At 32.6% G+C, this 24746-nt stretch carries 17 protein-coding genes; 10 read left to right on the top strand and 7 right to left on the bottom strand.

Annotated features, from left to right (window positions below; genetic code table 11):
- The coding region (locus AAC024_RS12570; protein ID WP_339895832.1) for an IS1380 family transposase at window positions 1-1193 on the top strand (1193 nt) is incomplete at its 5' end.
- 902 nt (window positions 1194-2095) lie between these two features.
- Here AAC024_RS12570 and AAC024_RS12565 read toward each other — a convergent pair.
- Complete coding sequence (locus AAC024_RS12565; protein WP_339895831.1) at window positions 2096-3112, bottom strand: glutamine synthetase beta-grasp domain-containing protein; 1017 nt, start codon at window positions 3110-3112, stop codon at window positions 2096-2098.
- 269 nt (window positions 3113-3381) lie between these two features.
- Here AAC024_RS12565 and AAC024_RS12560 point away from each other — a divergent pair, with 269 nt between their 5' ends.
- Window positions 3382-5568 (top strand): glutamine synthetase III, encoded by a 2187-nt coding sequence (locus AAC024_RS12560; protein ID WP_339895830.1) that lies wholly within the window; start codon window positions 3382-3384, stop codon window positions 5566-5568.
- A gap of 205 nt (window positions 5569-5773) precedes the next feature.
- Here the strand turns inward: AAC024_RS12560 and AAC024_RS12555 are convergent, their stop codons facing one another.
- Window positions 5774-6976 carry a retropepsin-like aspartic protease gene (locus AAC024_RS12555; protein ID WP_339895829.1) on the bottom strand — a complete coding sequence of 401 codons (1203 nt, stop codon included), beginning with the start codon at window positions 6974-6976 and terminating at the stop codon, window positions 5774-5776.
- A gap of 355 nt (window positions 6977-7331) precedes the next feature.
- Here AAC024_RS12555 and AAC024_RS12550 point away from each other — a divergent pair, with 355 nt between their 5' ends.
- The 3 genes from AAC024_RS12550 (at window position 7332) to AAC024_RS12540 (ending at window position 12430) form a co-directional block, all read left to right on the top strand.
- Window positions 7332-8510 carry an AIR synthase related protein gene (locus AAC024_RS12550; RefSeq protein WP_339895828.1) on the top strand — a complete coding sequence of 393 codons (1179 nt, stop codon included), beginning with the start codon at window positions 7332-7334 and terminating at the stop codon, window positions 8508-8510.
- A gap of 212 nt (window positions 8511-8722) precedes the next feature.
- Entirely contained in the window at window positions 8723-9682 is a 960-nt protein-coding gene (locus tag AAC024_RS12545) for a DUF3078 domain-containing protein (RefSeq protein ID WP_339895827.1), read from the top strand.
- Window positions 9683-9874: 192 nt separating this feature from the next.
- Window positions 9875-12430 (top strand): adenosylcobalamin-dependent ribonucleoside-diphosphate reductase, encoded by a 2556-nt coding sequence (locus AAC024_RS12540; protein WP_339895826.1) that lies wholly within the window; start codon window positions 9875-9877, stop codon window positions 12428-12430.
- A 61-nt stretch (window positions 12431-12491) separates the two neighbouring features.
- On the opposite strand, the gene AAC024_RS12535 is transcribed toward AAC024_RS12540, so the two are convergent.
- Entirely contained in the window at window positions 12492-12779 is a 288-nt protein-coding gene (locus AAC024_RS12535) for a hypothetical protein (protein ID WP_339895825.1), read from the bottom strand.
- Between the two features lie 120 nt (window positions 12780-12899).
- On the opposite strand from AAC024_RS12535, the gene prfA reads away from it, so the two are divergent.
- The 3 genes from prfA to AAC024_RS12520 all read left to right on the top strand — a co-directional run bounded on the left by prfA (window position 12900) and on the right by AAC024_RS12520 (window position 15926).
- A complete protein-coding gene (prfA, locus tag AAC024_RS12530) occupies window positions 12900-13976 on the top strand; it encodes a peptide chain release factor 1 (RefSeq protein WP_339895824.1) in 1077 nt (358 codons plus the stop codon).
- Window positions 13977-14104: 128 nt separating this feature from the next.
- Entirely contained in the window at window positions 14105-14917 is an 813-nt protein-coding gene (pyrF, locus tag AAC024_RS12525) for an orotidine-5'-phosphate decarboxylase (protein ID WP_339895823.1), read from the top strand.
- A gap of 208 nt (window positions 14918-15125) precedes the next feature.
- The gene (locus AAC024_RS12520) at window positions 15126-15926 is read left to right on the top strand and encodes a helical backbone metal receptor (protein ID WP_339895822.1); all 801 of its coding nucleotides are present in this window, start codon (window positions 15126-15128) and stop codon (window positions 15924-15926) included.
- 187 nt (window positions 15927-16113) lie between these two features.
- Here AAC024_RS12520 and AAC024_RS12515 read toward each other — a convergent pair whose 3' ends face one another.
- The gene (locus AAC024_RS12515) at window positions 16114-16311 is read right to left on the bottom strand and encodes a Lacal_2735 family protein (protein WP_339895821.1); all 198 of its coding nucleotides are present in this window, start codon (window positions 16309-16311) and stop codon (window positions 16114-16116) included.
- 235 nt (window positions 16312-16546) lie between these two features.
- Window positions 16547-17251 carry a DUF4197 domain-containing protein gene (locus AAC024_RS12510; RefSeq protein WP_339895820.1) on the bottom strand — a complete coding sequence of 235 codons (705 nt, stop codon included), beginning with the start codon at window positions 17249-17251 and terminating at the stop codon, window positions 16547-16549.
- A gap of 152 nt (window positions 17252-17403) precedes the next feature.
- Here AAC024_RS12510 and AAC024_RS12505 point away from each other — a divergent pair, with 152 nt between their 5' ends.
- Window positions 17404-18528, top strand: a complete 1125-nt coding sequence (locus tag AAC024_RS12505) for a TlpA disulfide reductase family protein (protein WP_339895819.1) — start codon at window positions 17404-17406, stop codon at window positions 18526-18528.
- Between the two features lie 140 nt (window positions 18529-18668).
- Here the strand turns inward: AAC024_RS12505 and AAC024_RS12500 are convergent, their stop codons facing one another.
- Entirely contained in the window at window positions 18669-19766 is a 1098-nt protein-coding gene (locus AAC024_RS12500) for an OmpA family protein (protein ID WP_339895818.1), read from the bottom strand.
- A 377-nt stretch (window positions 19767-20143) separates the two neighbouring features.
- The gene (purU, locus tag AAC024_RS12495) at window positions 20144-20998 is read right to left on the bottom strand and encodes a formyltetrahydrofolate deformylase (protein ID WP_339895817.1); all 855 of its coding nucleotides are present in this window, start codon (window positions 20996-20998) and stop codon (window positions 20144-20146) included.
- Between the two features lie 144 nt (window positions 20999-21142).
- Here purU and AAC024_RS12490 point away from each other — a divergent pair, with 144 nt between their 5' ends.
- Complete coding sequence (locus tag AAC024_RS12490) at window positions 21143-24676, top strand: methylmalonyl-CoA mutase family protein (RefSeq protein WP_339895816.1); 3534 nt, start codon at window positions 21143-21145, stop codon at window positions 24674-24676.
- Window positions 24677-24746: the final 70 nt, after the last annotated feature.

Raw genomic sequence — 24746 nt, 5'->3', positions numbered from 1 at the left:
TTCCTGAATTAATCACCAAACAACTTGGTGAACGCTCGCCACTAGCTTTATTTAGCTATAGTGACGCTATAAAAAACCTTTGGTCTATTACTTTTTCTGGCGGTGATTGTGCTGAGGATCTTAGCCTAAATTTAAAGAGCGAACTCGTAAACATTGAAAACCTTAATGTATGCTCGCCAGATACGCTTTTGCGTTTGCAAAAACACTTAGTAGATGACAAGGAAATCCATATCGGAAAATCGGGTTCGGTCAATGATATTAGTAAAAATGCTAAGCTCAATGAACTGAATATAGATATGTTGCTTCAAGCTAAAACCTTAAAAGCAAATCAGTTTTATGATCTTGATTTTGATCACCAATTTATTCCATGTGAAAAATACGATTCCAAAAAGAGCTATAAAATGAAACGAGGCTATTTCCCCGGTGTTGCTAGCATTGGTAAAGAAATCGTTTTTATAGAAAACAGAAATGGTAATAGTAATGTAAAGTTTAAACAAGCAGACACGCTAACCGAAGCTTATAAATTGCTAGCAAGCAAGAAAATAAAAATTGACAGAAGCCGAATGGATTGTGGCTCATTTACAAAAGAAATCATAGAAACAGTTGCAGAAAATTGTAAAAGATTTTACATCAGAGCACAACGTTGTGGAGAATTATCCAATCAAGTAAAACAAGTAAAATCTTGGAAAACAGTGCGTATTGGATTCTTTGATGTTGAAGTTTGTAGTATTGATTACACACCTTTTGGAGGAGACAAAACCTATAGATATGTAGTGAGCAGACAAAAAAACAACACAGGGCAAATGGATGTTTTTTTTGGTGATGACTTTACTTATAGAGCCATAGCAACCAATGACAGAACTTCTACGGATAAGGATGTTATAGAATATTATAATCAAAGAGGTGCTACCGAGAAGATTTTTGATGAAATGAACAATGACTTCGGATGGAAAAATCTTCCTTTTTCGTTTTTACAGGAAAATACGGTTTATATGATTCTAACGGCGATGTGCAGAAATTTCTATTTGATTATTTTAGAAAAGATATCGAAACTAGTGCCATTTGTAAAATCTAATTTTAGACTTAAAAAATTCATATTCCGATTTATGACCGTCCCATTCAAATGGATCAGAAGGGGGAGGCAAAAAATACTCAAACTATTTACAGACAAACCTTACGAATTACTCGTTTAGAAAGCTGAAAAAGCCTACAAAATTTAGTTATACAGGTGGAGTGTGCTCGATTCTCACTCAAAATCACAGAAAATCAATAATTCACACCCTAATCAACCAAAACACCCAAAAAAGTATTCTCGAAAATGAAAATTTAGGAATGAGAAAACTAAAACAGAAAAAATACAAGGTGAATTCAAGACAAAATTGCTAAAATTGTACTAGAAAATCAAATTTTAAAAACCAAATTAGTCGCTTGCGGATTTAAGGACACAGAACAATTAAAATCGTTTTTAGACAGAATTTATTAACAAGCATTCAAAAGTGAGAAGTTTATCAAACTGCCAACACTTATGCTATACTTAGTACCATGCGAAACTTCAAAAAAGATAGAAGATATTGTTGTAATTGGTAATTCATTAATAGAGGAATTCAACATAAATTAAGGACATACTGAGTCTTGATAAATAAAATACTATTGCCAATAACGTGTATAACTCATGCTATCCTTCTATTTCAGTTAAAACTCTTATATTTAAACAACTGATTTACAACGATGGAAAATCTTAAGGATTCTCAATCGCACAAATCATTCACAAATCATTCACAAACCGTTAAACGAACCTCTCCAAAAATAAAATGGTTTTCGGTTTGTAAAACATAAACAAGCAAACAAGTGCGTTAAGGATTGCAGTGAAATATTTATATTCATGAGTCCAATAATTTAAAATAAGAACTCACGAATAAAAGCCCACAGTGAGTCCCGATAGTTATCGGGACGAGCGAGGACTTGCAACCCTTCGTCGGCTCCGCTCAGGATAAACTACAAGCCCGACCCTTGTGGTAACGCCCAAAACTTTAACGCATAAAAAAACGCCAACAAATTAATGTTAGCGTTTTTAGTATAATAAAATGCGGTAAGATTATTTAATTGGTTTTACCGTTTTAATAATTCTTGCAGCAACTTTATATGGGTCAGAGTTTGAAGATGGACGACGATCTTCTAACCATCCTTTATAACCATTTTCTACAACAATAATTGGAATACGAATTGAAGCTCCTCTATCTGAAACTCCCCAAGAGAAATCGTTGATTGAAGCAGTCTCATGTAAACCAGTTAAACGTTGCTCATTGAAAGCTCCATAAACTGCGATGTGTTCCTTTATTACTGGACGGAAAGCTTCACATATTTCAATATATTTATCTTTAGAACCACAAGTTCTTAAGATTGTGTTAGAAAAGTTTGCGTGCATTCCTGATCCATTCCAGTCTGTATCTCCTAATGGTTTTGGGTGGTACTCGATGTACATGCCACGACCTTCGGTTAAACGATCTAATAAATATCTAGAAACCCAAATTTCATCTCCTGCTTTCTTAGCGCCTTTTGCGAATAATTGGTATTCCCATTGTCCAGATGCAACCTCTTGGTTAATGCCTTCAAAGTTTAATCCAGCTTCGATACATAAATCAGCATGCTCTTCAACTAAATCACGCCCATGTGTATGTCTTCCTCCAACTGAACAATAGTACATACCTTGAGGCGCTGGGTAGCCACCTCTTGGGAATCCTAATGGTAATTCAGTATCCGTATTCATAATAAAGTATTCTTGCTCAAATCCGAACCAGAAATCGTTATCATCATCTTCAATAGTTGCACGTGCGTTAGACGCATGTGGAGTTCCATCAGCGTTCATTACTTCATTCATAACTAAATAACCGTTGATTCTGTTAGGGTCTGGATAGATAGCAACTGGTTTTAAAATACAGTCAGATGAGCCACCTGAAGCTTGTTTTGTAGATGATCCATCAAAAGACCACAATCCTAATTCTTCTATTGTTCCTTGAAAGTTTTCATGCTCTTCAATCTTAGTTTTACTTCTCAAATTTTGAGTTGGGAGGTACCCATCTAACCAAAGGTATTCTAATTTAATTTTTGCCATAATGAATATTTTATAATTGAAATATTGATAATAATATCACAAATATATATTTTTATACTTTTACTTTAAATTTATAGGGGGTGTTTTAACTAAACGATGAGTAATTTTTATTTATACCCTATTTTTTTAAGGTTTATTTTAAAAAATGACTATTATTTTATGGAAAAACTGAAATAATCTTAAAAATTTTTTTCAGATTTAAGGTTTTATTGTCCAACCTGCTTATTTTTGCTTAACAATTTAAAATCAAACGTTTTAATATTAAAAGAATGTCAACACTAAGATTTCATGCTATAAAAGAATCGCTTAAATATAAACCAGTTTTGGTTGAAGAAAAAGAGCGTCGTTCTGATTTATTTGGTAAAAATGTGTTCAATGAAAACACAATGCGCCATTATTTAACAAAAGATGCTTTTGTAGGTGTGATGAATGCTATTCAATTTGGGAAAAAGATAGATAGAAACATAGCCGATCAAGTAGCTTCGTCAATGAAGGATTGGGCCTTATCAAAAGGTGTTACACATTATACACATTGGTTTCAACCATTAACAGGTTCTACTGCCGAAAAACACGATGCTTTTTTTGAAACTATAGGAGGAGGAATGGCTGTTGAAAAATTTGGTGGCGACCAATTGGTACAGCAAGAGCCTGATGCTTCTAGTTTTCCACATGGAGGTATTAGAAACACCTTTGAAGCTCGTGGTTATACCGCTTGGGATCCAACATCGCCAGCATTTATTTATGGTACCACGCTTTGTATTCCAACCATATTTGTGGCGTACACTGGTGAGGCTTTAGATTATAAAACGCCACTATTAAGAGCGCTTCATGCGGTTGACGATGCAGCTACTGCAATCTGTAAATATTTCGATAAAAATGTTAAAAAAGTAACCTCTTCTTTAGGCTGGGAGCAGGAGTATTTTTTAATTGATAAAATGATGGCAGCTAGTCGTCCAGATATTACTCTAACAGGACGCACACTATTGGGGCATTCTTCAGCAAAGGGTCAACAGTTAGATGACCATTATTTTGGTTCTATTCCCACCAGAGCATTAAATTTTATGCGTGAGTTAGAAACCGAATGTATGCTTTTAGGCATTCCCGTAAAAACCAGACATAATGAAGTTGCACCAAACCAGTTTGAGTTAGCTCCTATTTATGAAGAAGCAAATTTAGCTGTAGACCATAACGCACTTTTAATGGATATTATGGGTCGCGTAGCATCGCGCCATAATTTTAAAGTGTTGTTTCATGAAAAACCTTTTGCAGGTGTTAATGGCTCTGGTAAGCATAATAATTGGTCGCTTTCAACAGATACAGGAGTAAATTTATTAGCACCTGGAAAAACACCAATGAGCAACCTTCAATTTTTAACCTTTTTCATAAATACTATTAAAGCAGTTCATACACATGAAGCCCTTTTAAGAGCAGCAATAGCCTCAGCAAGTAATGATCATAGGTTAGGAGCTAATGAGGCGCCTCCAGCAATTATATCGGTGTTTATTGGCGAGCAGTTAACTAAAGTGTTAGAAGAGTTAGAAGGTGTAACAAAAGGGAAATTATCGCCTCAAGAAAAAACGGAATTAAAGCTTAATGTCGTTGGTAAAATACCAGATGTTTTATTGGATAATACGGATAGAAATAGAACATCACCTTTTGCATTTACTGGTAATAAATTTGAGTTTAGAGCTGTAGGCTCAACCGCCAATTGCGGAAACCCTATGACGGTTTTAAATACCATAGTGGCTAAACAACTTCAAGATTTCAAAAAAGAAGTTGATATATTAATTGCTAAAAAGGATTTAAAGAAAGACGAAGCTGTTTTTAATGTATTAAGAGAATATATTAAAGCATCAAGAGCTATTTTATTTGAAGGCAATGGTTATGGCGAGGCATGGGAAAAGGAAGCTAAAAAACGAGGATTAAGCAATAATAAAACCACGCCTGAAGCATTAAAAGCAAGAATTTCTAAAGAAACTATTAAGCTGTTTGAAGAAATGGGCGTCATGAGTAAAATTGAAACCGAAGCCCGTTACGAAATTGAGGTAGAGGCTTACATCATGCACATTCAAATAGAAAGTCGTGTGTTAGGTGATATTGCCCGCAATCACATTGTACCCACAGCAGTTAAATATCAAAATATTCTGGTTGAGAACGTTAGAGGTTTAAAAGAAATTTTTGAAAAAAAATATAACAACGTGTCAAGAGAGCAAATCAATCTCATCGAAGATATATCAAGCCATATAGAAGGTATAAATGCCAATGTCACCAAAATGATTGATACCCGAAAAACGGCAAACGATATTAAAGATATAGAAAAGAAAGCACACGCTTATTGTAACCATGTAAAACCATTGTTTGATGATATTCGTTACCATTGCGATAAACTAGAGCTGCTAGTCGATGATGAAATCTGGCCATTAACCAAGTACAGGGAAATGTTGTTTACACGATAGTATTTTTGTTTGGGCGTTACCACAAGGGTCGCGCTTTTCGTTACAAGTCCTCGCACCTCCTACGTCGGGCTGTGGGCTTTCCACTTCAATCCCTAACGCACTTGTTTGCTAGGGTTTGGTTTATGTTGATGGTTGTTTTGTTTTTAGGACGAGACTCTTGTTCACACTAAGTAAAACTTAGCGGTAGCGGGCCCGCCTGCCAGCACTAATGCATCAATTTTTTATACATTGAGGTAGATTTTTTTTCAACTATAATTTCAAATATTTTTCCCTTTTTTGGTTTAATTTTTAATTTTAAAGAGGCTTCTTTTTCTGAAACTGATTCTTTGGTTATTAAATCACAAATTTTTATCGTCTTACCATTAATTTCTAAAATTTCATCTCCATAACTTATCTTTTTTTGCAATTCGTTTTCCCATACAAACCCAATAATTAATTTTCCGTCTTTAAGTGTTTTGCTAAAGTTGAATTCAGGTTTTTCTATATTTATTTTTTTAGATTTAGGGTTTAAGTAAAATCGTTTATTAACATAGTCAATGGTCATAACACCATATTTTAATAAGTCAGCACCAATTCTGGAATTCTTACTATTAGTAGTATTTGTTATATAATTTTCAATTTCAAATCCATTAATTTTAAGTAATGGTAAATGGAGTCTTAAATGTTTTTTTACAGGGACATCACCAAATAAACTAACAGAAGAAGCACCTTCACTTTCCCCAATTTCATTAAATATTTTTTCTTTTTTAAATACGTCATAATTTCTATGAGAAATATCATAAAGTCCGCCCATTCCTGTGTCAATTAAAACTTGTTCTCTTCCTTTATCTTTACCTTTAAGGTTAATCCATAGGTATGGACTGCTTTGAGAGCCAATAAGTTTAATTTTACTTGAATCTTTCTTATCTAGAGTGAGCTTTTTTCTGTTGTCGGTTAATGTTATTTTTTTTCGTTCTACATCGATTTGTATGATTGAATTTCTTAACATATTACTCCCAATAAAGCCATCTATTCCAAAGCATTGAAAAAGAGGATTGGAAGTTGTGTCATATACTAATGAGGCTGTATTTTTAAACATTATATTTCCAAATTTTAACTCTTCTATAGAAACAACATTTAAATTTTCTTTTATTCCACTTGCATCTGTTATAGGTATTGTTTTTAAAAGTCGAGGGTTTATCATATCACTAATCTCTTTTGAAATGATATTTGGGGCTCCAGTATCAAGTATGAATTTATAAGTTACTCCTCGTATCTCAACAGGAACAATTATTTTGTCTCTTATAAGTTCAAAATCAAATTCCTCGAAGTAGTTTTTTGACTTTGTTTCGCCAATATTTAAGTCGATATTTTGAGAAAAAATATTAATAGTAAAAAAGATAAATATGTAAATAAATGTTCCTTTCATTTTTTTTATTTTTAAATTATTGCCAATGATTCTCAGATAAAAAAGCGTTTTAATACTGAAACAAGTATAGCACAGGTGTTTTTTGTCAAGAGTTAAACGAAGTTATCATTTTTTCCGACAAAATCAAGAAAAGTAACTCAGCTATCCATAGTTTACTACAGGTCAAATCAATTATCATTAGAACTTAATTTTAGTACATTGGCTACACATAAATTCTCTAGAAATTGAAAGTAAATCTAGAAAAACTGGTTAATTCTATTTTGGTGAAAACCCGTTAATAAATCACCTTTCATATTTAAATTAAAAACTCTTAATTTTTAAAATATTCCTTTTCTTTGCATCAGATTATAATATTATGAGTCAAGAAGTTTCAAAACGATATGCGCAACGCGGCGTTTCAGCATCAAAAGAAGATGTACACAATGCGATTAAGAATATAGATAAAGGTTTATTTCCTAAAGCATTCTGTAAAATAGTTCCGGATTATTTAACAAATGACGACGATTATTGCTTGATAATGCATGCAGATGGTGCAGGCACAAAGTCGTCTTTAGCCTATATGTATTGGAAAGAAAATGGAGATATTTCAGTTTGGAAAGGCATTGCTCAAGATGCATTAATCATGAATATTGACGATTTATTATGTGTTGGTGCTACAGATAATATCATGCTCTCTTCAACTATAGGAAGAAATAAAAACTTAATTACTGGAGAGGTGCTTTCAGCAATCATTAATGGCACAGAAGAATTACTAGAAGATTTAAAATCGTTTGGAGTGACCATTCATTCTACAGGTGGAGAAACTGCTGATGTTGGTGATTTGGTGAGAACCATAATTGTTGATTCTACAGTAACCGCGAGAATGAAACGCAGTGAAGTTATAGATAATGCTAATATTAAGGCTGGCGATGTTATTGTAGGTTTAGAAAGTTTCGGACAAGCCACTTACGAAAAGCAATATAACGGCGGCATGGGAAGTAACGGATTAACCTCAGCACGCCATGATGTATTCAGTAAATATTTAGCTAAAAAATACCCTGAAAGTTTTGATGCTTCAGTCCCAGAAGAATTAGTGTATTCAGGAAGTGTTAAATTAACAGATAGCGTTGAAAATTCACCTATTGATGCTGGTAAATTGGTGTTGTCTCCAACACGTACGTATGCGCCAATTATAAAAACCATTCTATCAAAATATAATAGCGACACTATACATGGTATGGTGCATTGTTCTGGTGGAGCGCAAACAAAAATCCTTCATTTTGTTGATGAGTTTCATATTGTAAAAGATAATATGTTCCCCATTCCTCCACTATTCAAATTAATACAAGAGCAATCCAAAACAGATTGGAAAGAAATGTATCAAGTATTTAACTGTGGGCATAGAATGGAGCTTTATGTGTCTCCAGAAATAGCTAAAAATATTATTGAAATCTCAAAATCTTATAATGTTGATGCTAAGATTATTGGTAGAGTAGACCCTTCAAAAACAAAAAAGCTCACAATAAAATCGGAGTTTGGAGAGTTTAGTTATTGATTAAAAAAATAATTTCTCAAGGCTCTGCATTGAGGTTTCGTTTGAAATTGTCATTCCCGAGACATCGGGAATCTAAAATGAAGTTTTTTAAACAACGATAAAAATAATTTTCGCTAAAAAACCAAAATAAAACACTTCATTTATATTTTTTTCATCCAAAATGGAATAGTTTTTGATAATAGATAAAACTTAAAAAACAACCTAACGCAACCATGAAGTACATTTTATTATTCTTAGTTTGTTTATTCTTTAATTTTAGTTACGCGCAACCCGATTCGCTGTACATAAAAGAAAAGAAACCAATATATACAGGTCCGCAATGGACTCAAAAAAATAAAGCATCATTTGATTTAAGTGAAGTGGCTTTTGTTAATTGGAATTCTGGAGGAAGTAATTCTATTTCTGGCTTATTAGGATTAAAATCTAAGCTTGATTATAAAGACAAGTTTTTTGTTTGGAAAAATAATGTAGAAGTTCGTTATGGCGTGAATAAGCAAGAGGCCAGAGAACTTAGAAAAACTGATGATTTATTTGAGGTAAATTCTAATATGGGTTACAAACCAGATAGTTTATCAAATTGGTTTTATTCTGCAAGACTTAACTTTAGAACGCAATTAACAAATGGGTATAACTATCCAAATAAAGAGGTCCCTATTTCTAGATTGCTAGCGCCAGGGTATTTGTTTTTTGGTGGCGGTATGGAATATGGGAAAAATATAGATGAATTGTCTTTTTACTTTTCGCCATTAACCCTAAAAGCCACTTTTGTTTTAGATGAAGATTTAGCTAATGTTGGGTCTTTTGGAGTTACTCCTGCGGTGTTAGATACTAATGGAAACATCATTATTCCAGGAGAACAAATAAGAACAGAATTTGGTGTTTTGGTTACCAATAGCTACGAAATGGAATTAGCAGAAAATATTATTGTAAAAAACCAAGTCAGTCTCTATTCAGATTATATTAATAACTTCGGAAATCTAGATTTGGATTGGAGAATAGACTTTGATTTTAAAGTTAATAGCTTTGTTAGAGCGACTCTGGGTTCGCACTTGCGATATGACGACGACGTTAAAACCCAAACGCCATCAGATATTGAAGGTGAGTTTGATGTAGCAGGAGCAAAAGTACAGTGGAAGCAGTTTTTAGGTGTTGGCTTTGCAGTAGATTTCTAAAAATACAAATCAATATTTATTTAAAAATTTGTTAACTTTTTTATGTTAATAAATCATTAAACTTCTGATAATCAGCATTATAACTTGTTTTGTTGGTAAACTTTATGATTTTTGTCATGTTTTAAGTTGTACATTTATAGTTTATTTACGTACTGTTAAATATTCCATTAAACTTAAAACTCCTATTTACTAATGAACACAGAACTTGCCCAAAAATCCTCCAAAACTTACACTTCAGAAGATGCTTTTAATGCCTCTTTAAAATACTTCAAGAACGATGATTTAGCCGCTCGCGTATGGTTAAACAAATATGCCCTAAAAGATTCTGAAGGAAATATTTATGAGTTAACGCCTAACGATATGCATAGGCGTATAGCTAAAGAAATAGCTAGGATAGAAACCAAATACTCTAATCCATTAACAGAAAATGCCATTTTTGACTTAATTAAAGACTTCAAATACATTGTTCCACAAGGAAGCCCAATGGCAGGAATTGGAAATCCGTTTCAAATAGGTTCATTATCAAATTGTTTTGTGATTGGTAACTCTGGAGAATCTGATTCTTATGGGGGTATTATGAAAATAGACCAAGAGCAAGTACAACTTATGAAACGTCGAGGCGGCGTAGGACACGATTTGTCACATGTGCGTCCAAAGGGTTCTGCGGTAAAAAATTCAGCTTTAACATCTACAGGACTTGTGCCTTTTATGGAGCGTTATTCTAATTCAACAAGAGAGGTTGCTCAAGATGGAAGGCGTGGAGCACTTATGCTTTCGGTATCTATTAATCATCCAGATTCAGAAGATTTTATTAATGCGAAATTAGAGCAGGGCAAAGTAACAGGAGCCAATGTGTCGGTTAGGATTGATGATAATTTTATGAAGGCTGTTAAAAATGGAACAGAATACACTCAAAAATATCCAATATTTAGTGAAGACCCTAAAGTGTCTAAATCTATTGATGCCAATGCGCTATGGAAAAAAATAGTTCATAACGCATGGAAATCAGCAGAACCAGGAATTTTATTTTGGGATACTATTATAAATGAATCGGTGCCAGATTGTTATGCAGATTTAGGGTATAAAACCGTCTCTACAAACCCATGTGGTGAAATTCCATTATGCCCTTATGATTCTTGTAGATTACTAGCTATCAATTTATTTTCTTATGTAGAAAATCCGTTTACGCCCCAAGCTAAATTTAATTTCGATTTATTCAAAACGCATGTAGCTGCTGCGCAACGTATTATGGATGATATTATCGATTTAGAACTTGAAAAAATAGATAAAATATTAAAGAAAATTGACGATGATCCAGAACTAGATGAAGTAAAAACAACCGAGCGTAATTTATGGTTTAACATACAGCAAAAAGCTCAAGAAGGAAGAAGAACAGGTGTTGGGATAACTGCAGAAGGCGATATGTTGGCGGCATTAGGTATTCAATATGGAAGTAAAGCAGGGAATGCTTTTTCATTAGAAGTTCATAAAACAATTGCCATTGAAGCGTATCGTGCATCAGTACATTTAGCTAAAGAGCGTGGTGCGTTTTCCATTTTCAATGCAGAACGTGAAAAGAACAATCCATTTATCCTAAGATTAAAAGAAGCGGATAATCAATTATATTATGAAATGCTAGAATATGGTAGACGTAATATAGCCTTATTAACAATCGCTCCAACTGGAACTACCAGTTTGATGACGCAAACTACATCTGGTATTGAACCTGTATTTATGCCAGTTTATAAGCGAAGAAGAAAAATAAATCCGAATGATAATGATGTTCGAGTGGATTTTGTTGATGAACTTGGTGACTCTTGGGAAGAGTATGTAGTGTTTCATCATAGATTTAAACAATGGATGGAAGTAAATGGCATTGATAGCTCAAAAAACTTTTCACAAAAAGAGATTGACAAATTGATTAAAAAATCGCCTTATTATGGCGCCACTTCAAACGACGTGGATTGGTTTAGTAAAGTGAGTATGCAAGGTGCTATTCAAAAATGGGTTGATCATTCTATAAGTGTAACTATTAATTTGCCGAATGACGTTAAAGAAGGTTTGGTTGGCGATTTGTATATGAAAGCATGGGAAGTAGGCTGTAAAGGTGTTACTGTTTACAGAGATGGTTCACGTTCTGGTGTTCTAATTGCTAATGACGATAAAAAGGAAGAAACAGACAATGGAAAGTTAACAGCTTTTCCTAAAAAGCGCCCACAAGTTTTGGAAGCAGATGTAGTTCGTTTTCAAAATAATAAAGAAAAATGGATTGCGTTTATCGGTTTGATAGATGATAAGCCATATGAAGTATTTACAGGACTTGCTGATGATGAAGATGGGATTTTAATACCGCGTTGGGTAAATAACGGATTAATCATAAAAAACAGAAATGAAGATGGTAGCTCTCGTTACGATTTTCAATACAAGAATACTAGAGGATACAAAACCACTATTGAAGGCCTATCGCATAAGTTTAATCCAGAGTTTTGGAATTACGCAAAGCTATTTTCAAGTACGTTACGCCATGGTATGCCAATTGATAAAATAGTAGATTTAATTAATAGTTTACAGTTAGATAGCGAATCTATTAATACATGGAAAAATGGTGTGGTTAGAGCCTTAAAACGTTATGTGGCTGATGGTACGAAAGCCAAAGGACAAGCATGTGATAATTGTGAATCTCAAAATTTAATCTATCAAGAAGGGTGTTTAACCTGTAAAGATTGCGGGTCTTCTAAATGTGGTTAGCAGCAGATTTATTTTAAGTAAAGAGGAGGTCGTTAGACTTCTTTTTTTAGTTTATTGATTCTTATACAAACTCTTTTAAAATGAGAAGGAATGGGATTGAAAAAATAGCATCAACAACAAACACCAGTGAAAATAACTTTAATGTAGAAATCCCCAAGTTTTTATAAAAAGCAAGTTTTCGTTTTGCATGAGTTTCATTTAAAAAATGCCATAACGAAATAATAAGTAATAGTTTAACAACTAGTATTGTAATGAGTTCTATTTTTATAAATGAAAGCAGCATATTTATAACTAAAGACCAAATAATAAAGGGTCTGTAAAAAACCAATATGGAAAACAATTGTTGCATAAGTATTTATAATAACGCTATTTGTGTAATAATATTTTTAGAAACGGATTATTACGATGGTTTCTAATCGTTGAAAATTCATAAATTATCGTATTTTTGATTCCCAATTAAAAAAGGCAGATGTTAGAGAAATTACAAATAGTTAAACAGCGTTTTGATGAGGTTAGTGATTTAATTATCCAACCCGATATTATTACAGACCAGAAACGTTATGTTGAGCTAAATAGAGAGTATAAAGACTTGCGAATTCTTATGGATAAGCGAGAGGTATATTTAGAACTCACTAATAATTTAGCTGAAGCTGAAGAAATAATTGCTGACGGTAGTGATGCAGAAATGGTAGAAATGGCCAAAATGCAATATGATGAAGCTAAAGAAAGTATTCCCAAATTAGAAGAAGAGATCAAAGTACTTTTAATCCCTAAAGACCCTGAAGATTCTAAAAATGCAGTTGTAGAATTACGAGCTGGAACAGGTGGTGACGAAGCTAGTATTTTTGCAGGCGATTTGTTTAGAATGTATACTAAATATTGTGAAGGAAGAGGCTGGAAAGTAGATACGGTCGATTTTAGTGAAGGGACTAATGGTGGCTTTAAAGAAATTCAGTTTGAAGTTACTGGTAACGATGTTTACGGAACGTTAAAGTTTGAAGCAGGTGTGCATCGTGTACAACGTGTGCCTCAAACAGAAACTCAAGGGCGTGTACATACTAGTGCTGCAACAGTAATGGTGTTTCCAGAGGCTGAAGAGTTTGATGTGGAAATAAATCCTAAAGACGTAAGAATCGATTTTTTCTGTTCATCAGGTCCAGGAGGTCAATCGGTAAACACAACGTATTCAGCAGTTCGTTTAACACATATTCCAACAGGATTAGTGGCGCAATGTCAAGATCAAAAATCGCAACATAAAAATAAAGAGAAAGCGTTTAAAGTATTACGTTCGCGTTTATACGATTTAGAGTTAGCTAAGAAGTTAGAAGAAGATGCTGCTTTACGTGGTACTATGGTAACCAGTGGAGACCGAAGTGCTAAAATTAGAACGTATAATTATTCGCAAGGGCGTGTTACAGATCATAGAATTGGATTAACACTTTACGACTTGTCAAATATTGTAAATGGTGATATTCAAAAAATCATAGATGAGTTACAATTAGCGGATAATACTGAAAAGTTGAAGGCAAGTAGTGATCAAATTTAAATCCCTATCTGACTATTTCCCAAAGGGAAAGACACTCTTATGGATATATTGCAAGTTCATGTAGAGAAGAAAATAATAAAAAAAGAGTAAAAACATAACAGTTTCCTCCTTCGGAGGATTAAGGAGGAATGACAACAATCCAATTAGTTAATCAAATTAAAAAAAAGAAATCCTTTTTATGTATAGGATTAGATGTTGATTTAAATAAAATTCCAAAACATCTTTTAAAACACGACGATCCCATTTTCGCTTTCAATAAAGCTATAATTGATGCAACACATCATTTATGTGTAGCATACAAACCTAACACAGCATTTTATGAAGCTTACGGTATAAAAGGATGGCAAGCTTTAGAAAAAACAATTAATTACTTAAACGAAAAGCATCCAGAAATTTTTACTATTGCTGATGCAAAACGTGGCGATATTGGAAACACAAGTACCATGTACGCTAAAGCATTCTTTGAAGATTTAGCATTCGATTCTGTAACGGTTGCACCATATATGGGAAAAGATTCAATCGAACCATTTTTAGCTTTTGAAGATAAACACACTATTCTTTTAGCGTTGACTTCTAATCAAGGCGCATTTGATTTTCAAACAAAAACGGTAGATGGGAAGGAACTTTACAAACAAGTATTAGAGACTTCAAAAACGTGGAAGAACGCTGAGAATTTAATGTATGTTGTTGGTGCTACAAAAGCAGAATATTTAGCTGATATTAGAAATATTATTCCAGATAGCTTCTTATTAGTTCCAGGTGTTGGCGCTCAAGGTGGAAACTTACAAGAGGTATGTAAATATGGAATGAACGACAATGTTGGATTATTGATTAATTCTTCAAGAGGTATAATTTACGAATCAAACAAAGAAGATTTTGCTCAAGCTGCTGCACAAAAAGCTGAAGCGCTTCAAAAAGAAATGGCTTTGATTTTGGAATAATACCAAATGAATTTTAAAATGATTGGTAATAAATAAAAATTATATTTTCTTTAGATAAGACATAAAATATAAGCATAGCCTTAGTTACGGTTCTATTTTATATTGAAATGTAAAGGAAATAGAAACTAATTTTATCGATTATTTTGAAGTTTATTTGGTATTAACAAATACACATCACTTTGCGCCTTTGCGTTTTTGCGAGAAAAAAATGAGAGACCAACTTAACAGAGCAATTCACTTAAAAGAAACTCCAAAACGCATTATTTCATTAGTACCTAGTCAAACCGAAATATTATGTGATTTAGGTTTGGAAGCTTATTTAATTGGCGTAACTAAATTCTGTGTGCATCCCCATCATATTAAAACCAATGTTTCTGTTGTTGGCGGTACTAAACAGATTCATCTTGATAAAATAAAAGTACTTCAGCCGGATATTATTCTTTGTAATAAGGAAGAAAATTCCAAGGACATTGTTGATGCTTGTGAATCCATTTGTAATGTTCATGTGTCTGATATTTATAATATCAATGATAGTTTAGAATTAATTGAACAATATGGGTGCATCTTTAATCGGAAAAAAGAAGCTTCAGCAATATTAGATATAATTAAAAATGAGCTTAGTAGTTTTGAAGTGTTTATTAAAAATAAGCCAACTTTAAAAAGCGTTTATTTTATCTGGAAAAACCCGTGGATGATTGCTGGGAATAATACGTTTATCAATGATTTATTGAAGATAAATAAGTTTGAAAACAGCTTTTCAAATGAAGAACGTTATCCAGAAATTAAAATTTCTAAATCTACTGTAAATAAAAGTGTAGAAGTTGTTTTATTATCTTCAGAACCTTTTCCTTTTAAGGAATTTCATAAAAAGGAGCTACAAGACTTTTACCCCAATGCAACTATTATATTAGTTGATGGAGAAATGTTTTCTTGGTTTGGTTCAAGACTTACAAAAGCGTTTACATATTTTGAATCGCTCCGTTTAAATCTTCAGAATAATGAACTTTAGTAGTATCATCTACAAAATTTGCTATTCTTTTTTCTATTTCTTTAAAGCTAATTGATTTACTTAGGTTGGGTTTAATTTTACCAACTCTACAAAATTGTTTATTCATGACGTTCTTTCTTATACTTAAAGTACGTGTAAACAACACATTTAGATGTAATTGAAGATAAAAATAATTATTTAAATAGATTTAAACAACAGATTGATGCTGTTCTCTTTGAAGGTATTTTAATCTATTTAGTTTGTTGAGCAGCTTGATGGCTTTGTATTCAGAAATATCACTTAACGCCGAATCGGTTTGTCTAAAATTATAAGCTTGCTCTATAAGTCTCTTGTATTTTGAGTTGAGTTTGTCTTGGTGAGTTTTTATTTTTTCAATTCGATTCATTTTGTAAGCAAATAACTAGTACTTAAATATACATTTTTTTATTGAAGGAGAGAAAGTTATAAAGTTATTTTTTGTTAAAAATCATAATTTAACAAGTTCATTTAGAATATGTTATGATTAAATTCATACTAAAAAATGAACTGATACTACACCTATAGTTGCTTTTGATGGATTATATAAATAAACCGAATAGTAAATATTCGGTTTATTTATATGTTATGTTTTTTTTAAAAATTTAATCCTGCAAAGCAAAAACCTTTCTTAGTAAATCCGTAGATCTAGAAGCTGTTTTTGTTCTAATGTCTTTTTCTTCAACGGCAATCATAGTGTAAACACCTTTTAAAGCTTCACCTGTAACATAATCTGTTAAGTCTGGGTTTACATCATTTGTAAACGGAATCGTATTGTATTTATTAATTAAATTAGTCCATATTTCATCTGCACCTACTTTGCTGAATGAATTTTTTATAACAGGGTTGAATTTAGCATAAAGCGCCGTTTGCGTTTTAGAAGTCAAATACTGAGTTGCAGCGTCGTTATTACCTAATAAAATATTTTTTGCATCATCAAAAGTAATACCCTTAACAGCATCAATAAAAATAGGAGTGGCTTCTTTTACAGCGTCTTCGGCAGCTCTATTAAGTACTTTTAAACCTTCATCAGCCAAATTACTAAGTCCAATATCTCTTAAAGCTTTATCAACTTTACGAAGTTCTTCGGGTAATAAAATCTTAACTAATTCATTTTTAAAGAAACCGTCTTCTTGTGTAAGTTTGGTAACTTGCTTGTCTATGCCAAAGTCCAGGGCTTGTCTTAAACCAGAGGCTATTTCTGTGTTACCAAGAACTCCTCCCTGAGGTAATTGATTAACAACTTGTTGTAATTCTGCACACGAAACAAGGTTGAATATTAAAAAAACAGTTAAAAATTTACGTATCATGATTTTTGGTTTTTATATTTGAACAAATATAAATTTTAGTTCTTAAAACGTTGTAAGTTTAAAACTATATTTAATAAAATACTACTTTAGCATAATGTTTGTTATGTATTTAATAACCTTGAAATAATATTAAGTTAAAGTATCTTTTAAAAATGAAATTTAATAAGACTACGCTCTATTTATTATGTTTTTTAAGTTCCACATTTATTTTCGGACAAATAAAAGTATCAGAATTTATTCAACAGTCTTCCATAGCGACACAAACTAATAATCAACTTTATTTTGTTGATTTTTGGGCAACTTGGTGCGGACCATGTATTCACGCTTCTAAATATATTGAATCGCTTCAAAAGCAATATCCAGAAAATTTTTATGTACTTTCTTTATCACAAGAAAGTCCAGAAGTTGTTAAACGTTTTATGCTCAAACATAAAAATGGTTTAGCTACTGCTATTGATTATGAGGGCGAAACATTCTCTAAAAACAAGGTGTATAGTTTACCTTATAGTGTTTTATTTAATGCCCAAGGAACCAAGATTTGGGAAGGGCATTCTGCGAATTTTAAGTCTCATCATGTTGAAAAGTATCTGAGAGAAAATCAGAGTAAAATTGCTTTAGATAAGATGATTATGACTCAAGCTTATCAAAAAGTCACTGCAAAAAAAGAATTGCTGACTAAAAAAGATTTTGAAATAGTTAAGCTAGATGAAAGCTGGAATAATACTTTACAGGTTCAGAAGCGTGATAGCTATTTAGAATTAAAAGGAAATTTGAAAGATATTTTGGCTTATGCTTTGAATAGTTATAAAAGCCAGATCAATATACCTAACACAATTAATAATTCGTATCAGGTTCGATTTAAGTTTAATACAGATGCTTATTATGATAAAGCTAAGTTCATTTTAAAAGCTTTAAAGTTAAATGAAACTAATAAAAACATTAAAGGCGAAGTACTAGTTTTTGAAATAAAAGCGCCTACGTTTTGGGACACCAATCAAATAGATTGGGGAGAAGGCACGCAACATTTCTTAATAGGAGATTCGGAAATAAAGGGTGATAATGTAACGTTAAATCAAATTAAATATCAGCTTTCACATGTGTTAGAGACGCCAATTATAATTGCTTCAAAAAACATTGATAGTTATATTCATGATTGGGAGATACATTATAAATATTTTGATTTGATGGTATCTAACATGAAAGATAATTATGGTATTGTAGTTGAGAAGCAAGTTGTTGATTACCCTGTATATATTATAACAAAAAGAGGACGTTAAAAGCCTTAACAGAGAATAAGTTTGGTGTGATTTATTTTGATGAGTTGCTACTAATTTTTTACTGCTATAATTTAGACAGGTTTGCATAAATAAAAAAAGGCATCCGATTTGGATGCCTTTTGAATTGACAATATTATGTCTTAGTTGTTTAATACTCTAAACTCAGTTCTTCTATTCTTTTGGTGTTGTCCTTCTGAACATTCTACACCATTAGAACAACGGTTTACTAATCTAGATTCTCCGTATCCTCTACCAGATAAACGGCTTCTATTGATTCCTTTAGATACTAAATAGTTTACAACAGAATTAGCACGTTGTTGTGATAAAGACATGTTGAAATCATCGTTACCTCTAGCATCTGTATGAGACATTAATTCAATATTTACAGGCTTACTGTTTAATAATGGTAATAAGGTTTCATCAATAATTTTCTTAGATGCAGGAGTAATACGTGCACTACCTAACTCATAAAATATTGGCAATACGTTAGCATCAAATAATCCACAATCAACTTCTTCCCAAGTTGTAATTCCACCTTTTTTAGCTAATACAGTTCTTGTAACAGTTTGTGTTTTAGAAGGAACCGTAACACTTCTGGTAGAAGCTGGAGTTGCTACAACTTGACGTTTAATAGTTGTGTATTCAGCAGGAATTTCAATTTCATTCATTCTAGCTGGAGTTTTAACAACACGTTTTTTGTAAGTTGCTCCTGCTTCTGGAACAGGTAGGTTGCTAACAGTTGCATCTTTTGCTAAAGTTGTAAAACTTACATCTGTAAATTGAGCAGGGTAACCAACATAACAAGCTACCATACAATCTTCTTTGTTAGGAGAATCACATGCAGTTTCTTTGTATTCCCAACCAGAAGTTTCTGGATAAGTTTCAAAAGTTCTAGAATTTGTTCCAAAACTTGCAGGACTAATGCTTAAATCACTTCTTCCATCTTTCTTGATATAAGGTACATCTACTGTTTCATAAACCGCAGGTACATAAGAGAATTTTTTTGAAGCTTCTTTAACTAATACACGATCTTCAACAGTCTTGTAAGTTGCTGGAACTACTTCTAATCTTGTGTATGCAGGATATACTTCAATAGTTTCTTGAACATCTTTGAATTCGTCTTTAGTAATACATTTTACATAGCATTTTCCAGGTTCTGGGTTTGAGGGTAAGTTTTGAGCTTGAGCAAAACCTAAGCCTAATAAAAAAGTTAGGCATAAAAATAAATTTGTTTTCATAAAAATTAAAATTTAGTTAATGGTTAATATTTCCATAAAGGTGAGACACACAAAAAACGGATAGGTCACAAAAAAAAACTAAATATTATCATTTGTTAAGAGGAATTCTTAACTTTTATGGAATAAATTATATTTAAAACAATAGTGGTCGATTAAAATTTGTAAGATAGTCCGAACGATAGATTGGGTATAGGCTAAAAGATTTTTTTGAGATATGCCCCTTACTTTTACAACAAGTAAAAAATCAAAAGCTTTCTGAAATGACAAATCTATTGTAAATTGATTATCAATGAGTTAAAATCAAGTCTTGATTCTATATTCTATCAGCGCAGCGGTCTTGATTCTTTTATCGGACTATAATGTATTTAAAAATAGGATTAAGAAAAAATGACAGTCTTATTATTAAAAACCAATACTTTTCTGTCTGCGTGCAGCTTAACTGCATTTGCTAGAACAATTTTTTCTAAATCTCGCCCTTTTGCAATTAAATCACTAATGGCATGAGCATGTGTTACACGAGTTACGTCTTGCTCTATTATTGGTCCCGCATCAAGTTCTTCAGTAACATAATGACTAGTAGCTCCAATAATTTTCACACCTCTTTTATAAGCCGAATGGTAAGGTTTAGCGCCTACAAACGCAGGTAAAAAGGAATGGTGAATATTAATTATTTTGTTGGGGTATTTATTAATTAGTTTTCCTGATATAATTTGCATGTATCTAGCTAAAACTATAAAGTCTATGTTATATTCTTGCAGTAACTGCAATTGCTGGTTTTCTGCTTCTTGTTTAGTGTCTTTAGTAACTGGTATATGATAAAAAGGAATTTTAAAATTATCAGCAATAGCTTTTAAATCAGTATGATTACTTATAATAAATGGGATTTCTAAATTAAGTTCTCCAGAATTATAACGCCCAAGTAAATCATATAAACAATGATCGTATTTAGAAATGAATAATGCCATTTTGGGTTTTTTCTCAGATGAGTAAATACGCCATTTCATTTCAAATTTGTCGGCTATATCAATTTTAAATACAGATTTAAAGTTGTTAGTAGAAAAAGATTCAGATGTAAACTCACTTTCCAAACGCATAAAAAATATGTCTTGTTCTCTATCAACATGCTGATCTATATAAACAATATTTCCTCCGTTGTTTGCAATAAAATTGGTAACCGATGCAATAATGTTAGGTCTGTCTTTGCAGTGAATTAAAATCGTAATCTTATTCATAAGTAGTCGTTATTCCGCGCTAAATTTAGTTTAAAAATGATTCAAGAATGAGTTCTGATATAAATTTTATATAATCTTTTGCAAACCGCTTATTTTTTTGAATATTTCGTAAATTGCGATACTAAAATTCAATAATCTTTACGAATGAAACAACAAGCGCCGTATAAGCCAAAACATAAAGTCAGAATTGTAACTGCTGCAGCACTTTTTGATGGACATGATGCATCAATAAATATTATGCGTCGTATTATTCAAGCTACAGGTGTAGAAGTTATTCATTTGGGCCATGATAGAAGTGTTGAAGATGTTGTAAATACGGCTATTCAAGAAGATGTAAATGCTATTTGTTTAACATCTTATCAAGGTGGGCACAATGAATATTTTAAGTATATGTATGATCTCTTAAAGGAAAGAGGTTCAGAGCATATTAAGATTTTTGGAGGAGGAGGTGGCGTAATATTACCTTCAGAAATTAAAGATTTGATGGATTACGGAATCTCACGAATCTATTCACCAGATGATGGTCGTGAAATGGGATTACAAGGCATGATTAATGATTTAGTGGAAAAAGCCTCCCCCAACCCCTCCAAAGGAGGGGAGCTAGCAACAAACGGAATTGTATGTAACGAAGATGCATCATGGTTGATGGATTTAGGTACAGAAAAAGTTTTTAAAAATTTAAAAAATAGAGATGTAAGAACAATAGCAAGGTTAATTTCTTTAGCAGAAAATAATCAAGAAGCATTTAAAATACTTTTCACTTACAAGAGTGAGAGTTCCTCCCCTTCGGGGAGGTTAGGAGGGGCTTCTCCTATTTTAGGAATCACTGGAACAGGAGGAGCAGGTAAATCTAGTTTAGTTGACGAATTAGTGCGACGATTTTTAATAGATTTTCCTGAGAAAACCGTTGGAATTATTTCGGTTGACCCATCTAAAAGAAAAACAGGTGGTGCTTTATTAGGTGATAGAATTAGAATGAATTCTATAAACAATTCAAGGGTTTACATGCGAAGTTTAGCAACACGTCAATCTAATTTGGCATTATCTAAGCATGTAAATGAAGCGGTTGAAGTTTTGAAAGCTGCTGAATACGATTTGATTATTTTAGAAACTTCAGGCATCGGACAAAGTGATACCGAAATTATAGAACATTCTGATGTATCTCTTTATGTGATGACTCCAGAGTTTGGAGCAGCAACACAATTAGAAAAAATTGACATGCTAGATTTTGCAGATTTGGTAGCAATAAATAAGTTTGATAAACGTGGTTCGTTGGATGCCTTACGTGATGTAAAAAAACAATACATGCGTAACAATAACCTATGGGATGTACACCAAGATGATTTACCAGTTTTTGGAACTATAGCGTCTCAGTTTAACGACCCAGGAATGAACACGCTTTATAAAGCAGTAATGGATAAATTGGTTGAAAAAACTGATGCAGATTTAAAATCAACATTCACCATTTCAAATGAAATGAGTGAAAAGATTTTTGTCATTCCGCCTTCTAGAACAAGATATTTATCTGAAATAGCCGAAAGTAATAGAGCGTATGATAAAAAAGCTGATGAACAAGTTGAAGTCATTCAAAAGCTTTATGGCATATATAAAACGTTAGAATCGGTCCTTAATGTCATTGCGAGAGAAACGAAGCAATCTTTCCTTGATAAACATGGGTTAAATAGTGATGAGATCCTGAAACAATCCCGAAAGCTTTCGGGACAGGATGACAGTTCAAAACAATTTTTAGAATTACTGATAAAAGAATTTGACAGAGTCAAATTAAACTTAGATGCACATAATTGGGAAGTCATTATAGGTTGGAATGAAAAAGTAAATAAATACAAGAACCCTATTTATTCATTTAAAGTTAGGGGTAAAGAAATTAAAATAGAAACCCATACTGAATCTTTATCACATACTCAGATTCCTAAAGTTACGCTTCCAAAATATCAAGCTTGGGGCGATATTTTAAGATGGTGCTTACAAGAAAATGTGCCTGGTAAATTCCCTTACACAGCTGGATTATATCCATTTAAAAGAACAGGTGAAGATCCTGCTAGAATGTTTGCAGGCGAAGGCGGACCAGAACGTACAAATAAACGATTTCATTATGTTAGTGCTGGTTTGCCAGCAAAACGTTTATCTACTGCTTTTGACAGCGTAACACTTTATGGTAACGACCCTGATTATCGTCCAGATATTTATGGGAAAATAGGAAATGCCGGAGTTTCAATTTGTTGTTTAGATGATGCCAAAAAACTGTATTCAGGCTTTAATTTAGCAGATGTAATGACCTCTGTAAGTATGACCATTAATGGGCCCGCGCCAATGTTACTTGGGTATTTTATGAATGCAGCCATCGATCAACAATGCGAAATCTATATTAAAAAAAATAGTTTAGAAAAAGAAGTTGAAGCTAAAATAGACAAGATTTATAAGGATAAAAAGCGTCCTAAATATAATGGTGAATTACCAGAAGGGAATAGCGGTTTGGGCTTAATGCTTTTGGGAGTAACTGGAGACCAAGTGTTGCCTGAAACTATATATTCAGAAATTAAAAAGAACACTATTGCACAAGTTAGAGGAACAGTTCAAGCAGATATTTTAAAAGAAGACCAAGCACAAAATACATGCATTTTTTCTACGGAATTTGCATTGCGTTTAATGGGCGATGTCCAAGAATATTTTATAGAAAATAATGTACGTAATTTTTATTCAGTGTCTATTTCTGGCTATCATATTGCAGAAGCTGGTGCAAACCCAATTACACAAATAGCCTTGACCTTGTCAAATGGTTTCACCTACGTGGAATATTATTTGAGTAGAGGTATGGATATCAATAAATTCGGACCAAACTTATCTTTCTTTTTCTCAAATGGTGTTGATCCAGAATATGCAGTTATTGGTCGTGTGGCACGTAAAATTTGGGCAAAAGCATTAAAACATAAATATGGAGCTAATGAAAGAGCACAAATGCTTAAATATCATATTCAAACATCGGGTAGGAGTTTACATGCCCAAGAAATAGATTTTAATGATATACGTACCACGCTTCAAGCGTTATATGCTATTTATGATAACTGTAACTCATTACACACTAATGCTTATGATGAAGCGATAACTACGCCTACTGAGGAATCTGTGAGACGCGCCATGGCAATTCAGCTTATAATTAATAAAGAATTAGGTTTGGCCAAAAATGAAAACCCAATTCAGGGTTCATTCATAATTGAAGAATTAACAGATTTAGTGGAAGACGCTGTTTTATTAGAATTTGATAGAATTACTGAAAGAGGAGGTGTTTTAGGGGCGATGGAAACCATGTATCAGCGTTCTAAAATTCAAGAAGAGAGCTTGTATTATGAAACGTTAAAGCATAATGGAGAATTTCCAATTATAGGTGTTAATACATTTTTAAGTAGTAAAGGGTCGCCAACAGTTTTACCTGCGGAAGTGATTCGAGCTACTGAAGAAGAAAAAGAATTTCAAATTAAAACTTTAGAAAATCTTCATAAAGCAAATGATACAGAAACCCTCTTAAAAGAACTTCAAGATAAAGCCATTAATAACGAAAATATTTTTGAAGCTTTAATGGAAGCTTGTAAAGTTTGTTCATTAGGGCAAATAACAAATGCTTTATTTGAAGTAGGAGGGCAGTATCGTAGAAATATGTAAGCAGAGAACCTCTTTTTCTTTTTCAGAAAAAGAGAGTGAATCGCTTATCCCGAGCTCAGACTCGGGATCT

It is taken from the genome of uncultured Algibacter sp. (genome assembly GCF_963976535.1).
Taxonomy (GTDB): domain Bacteria; phylum Bacteroidota; class Bacteroidia; order Flavobacteriales; family Flavobacteriaceae; genus Algibacter_B.
This window is presented reverse-complemented; position numbering and strand designations above follow the sequence as displayed.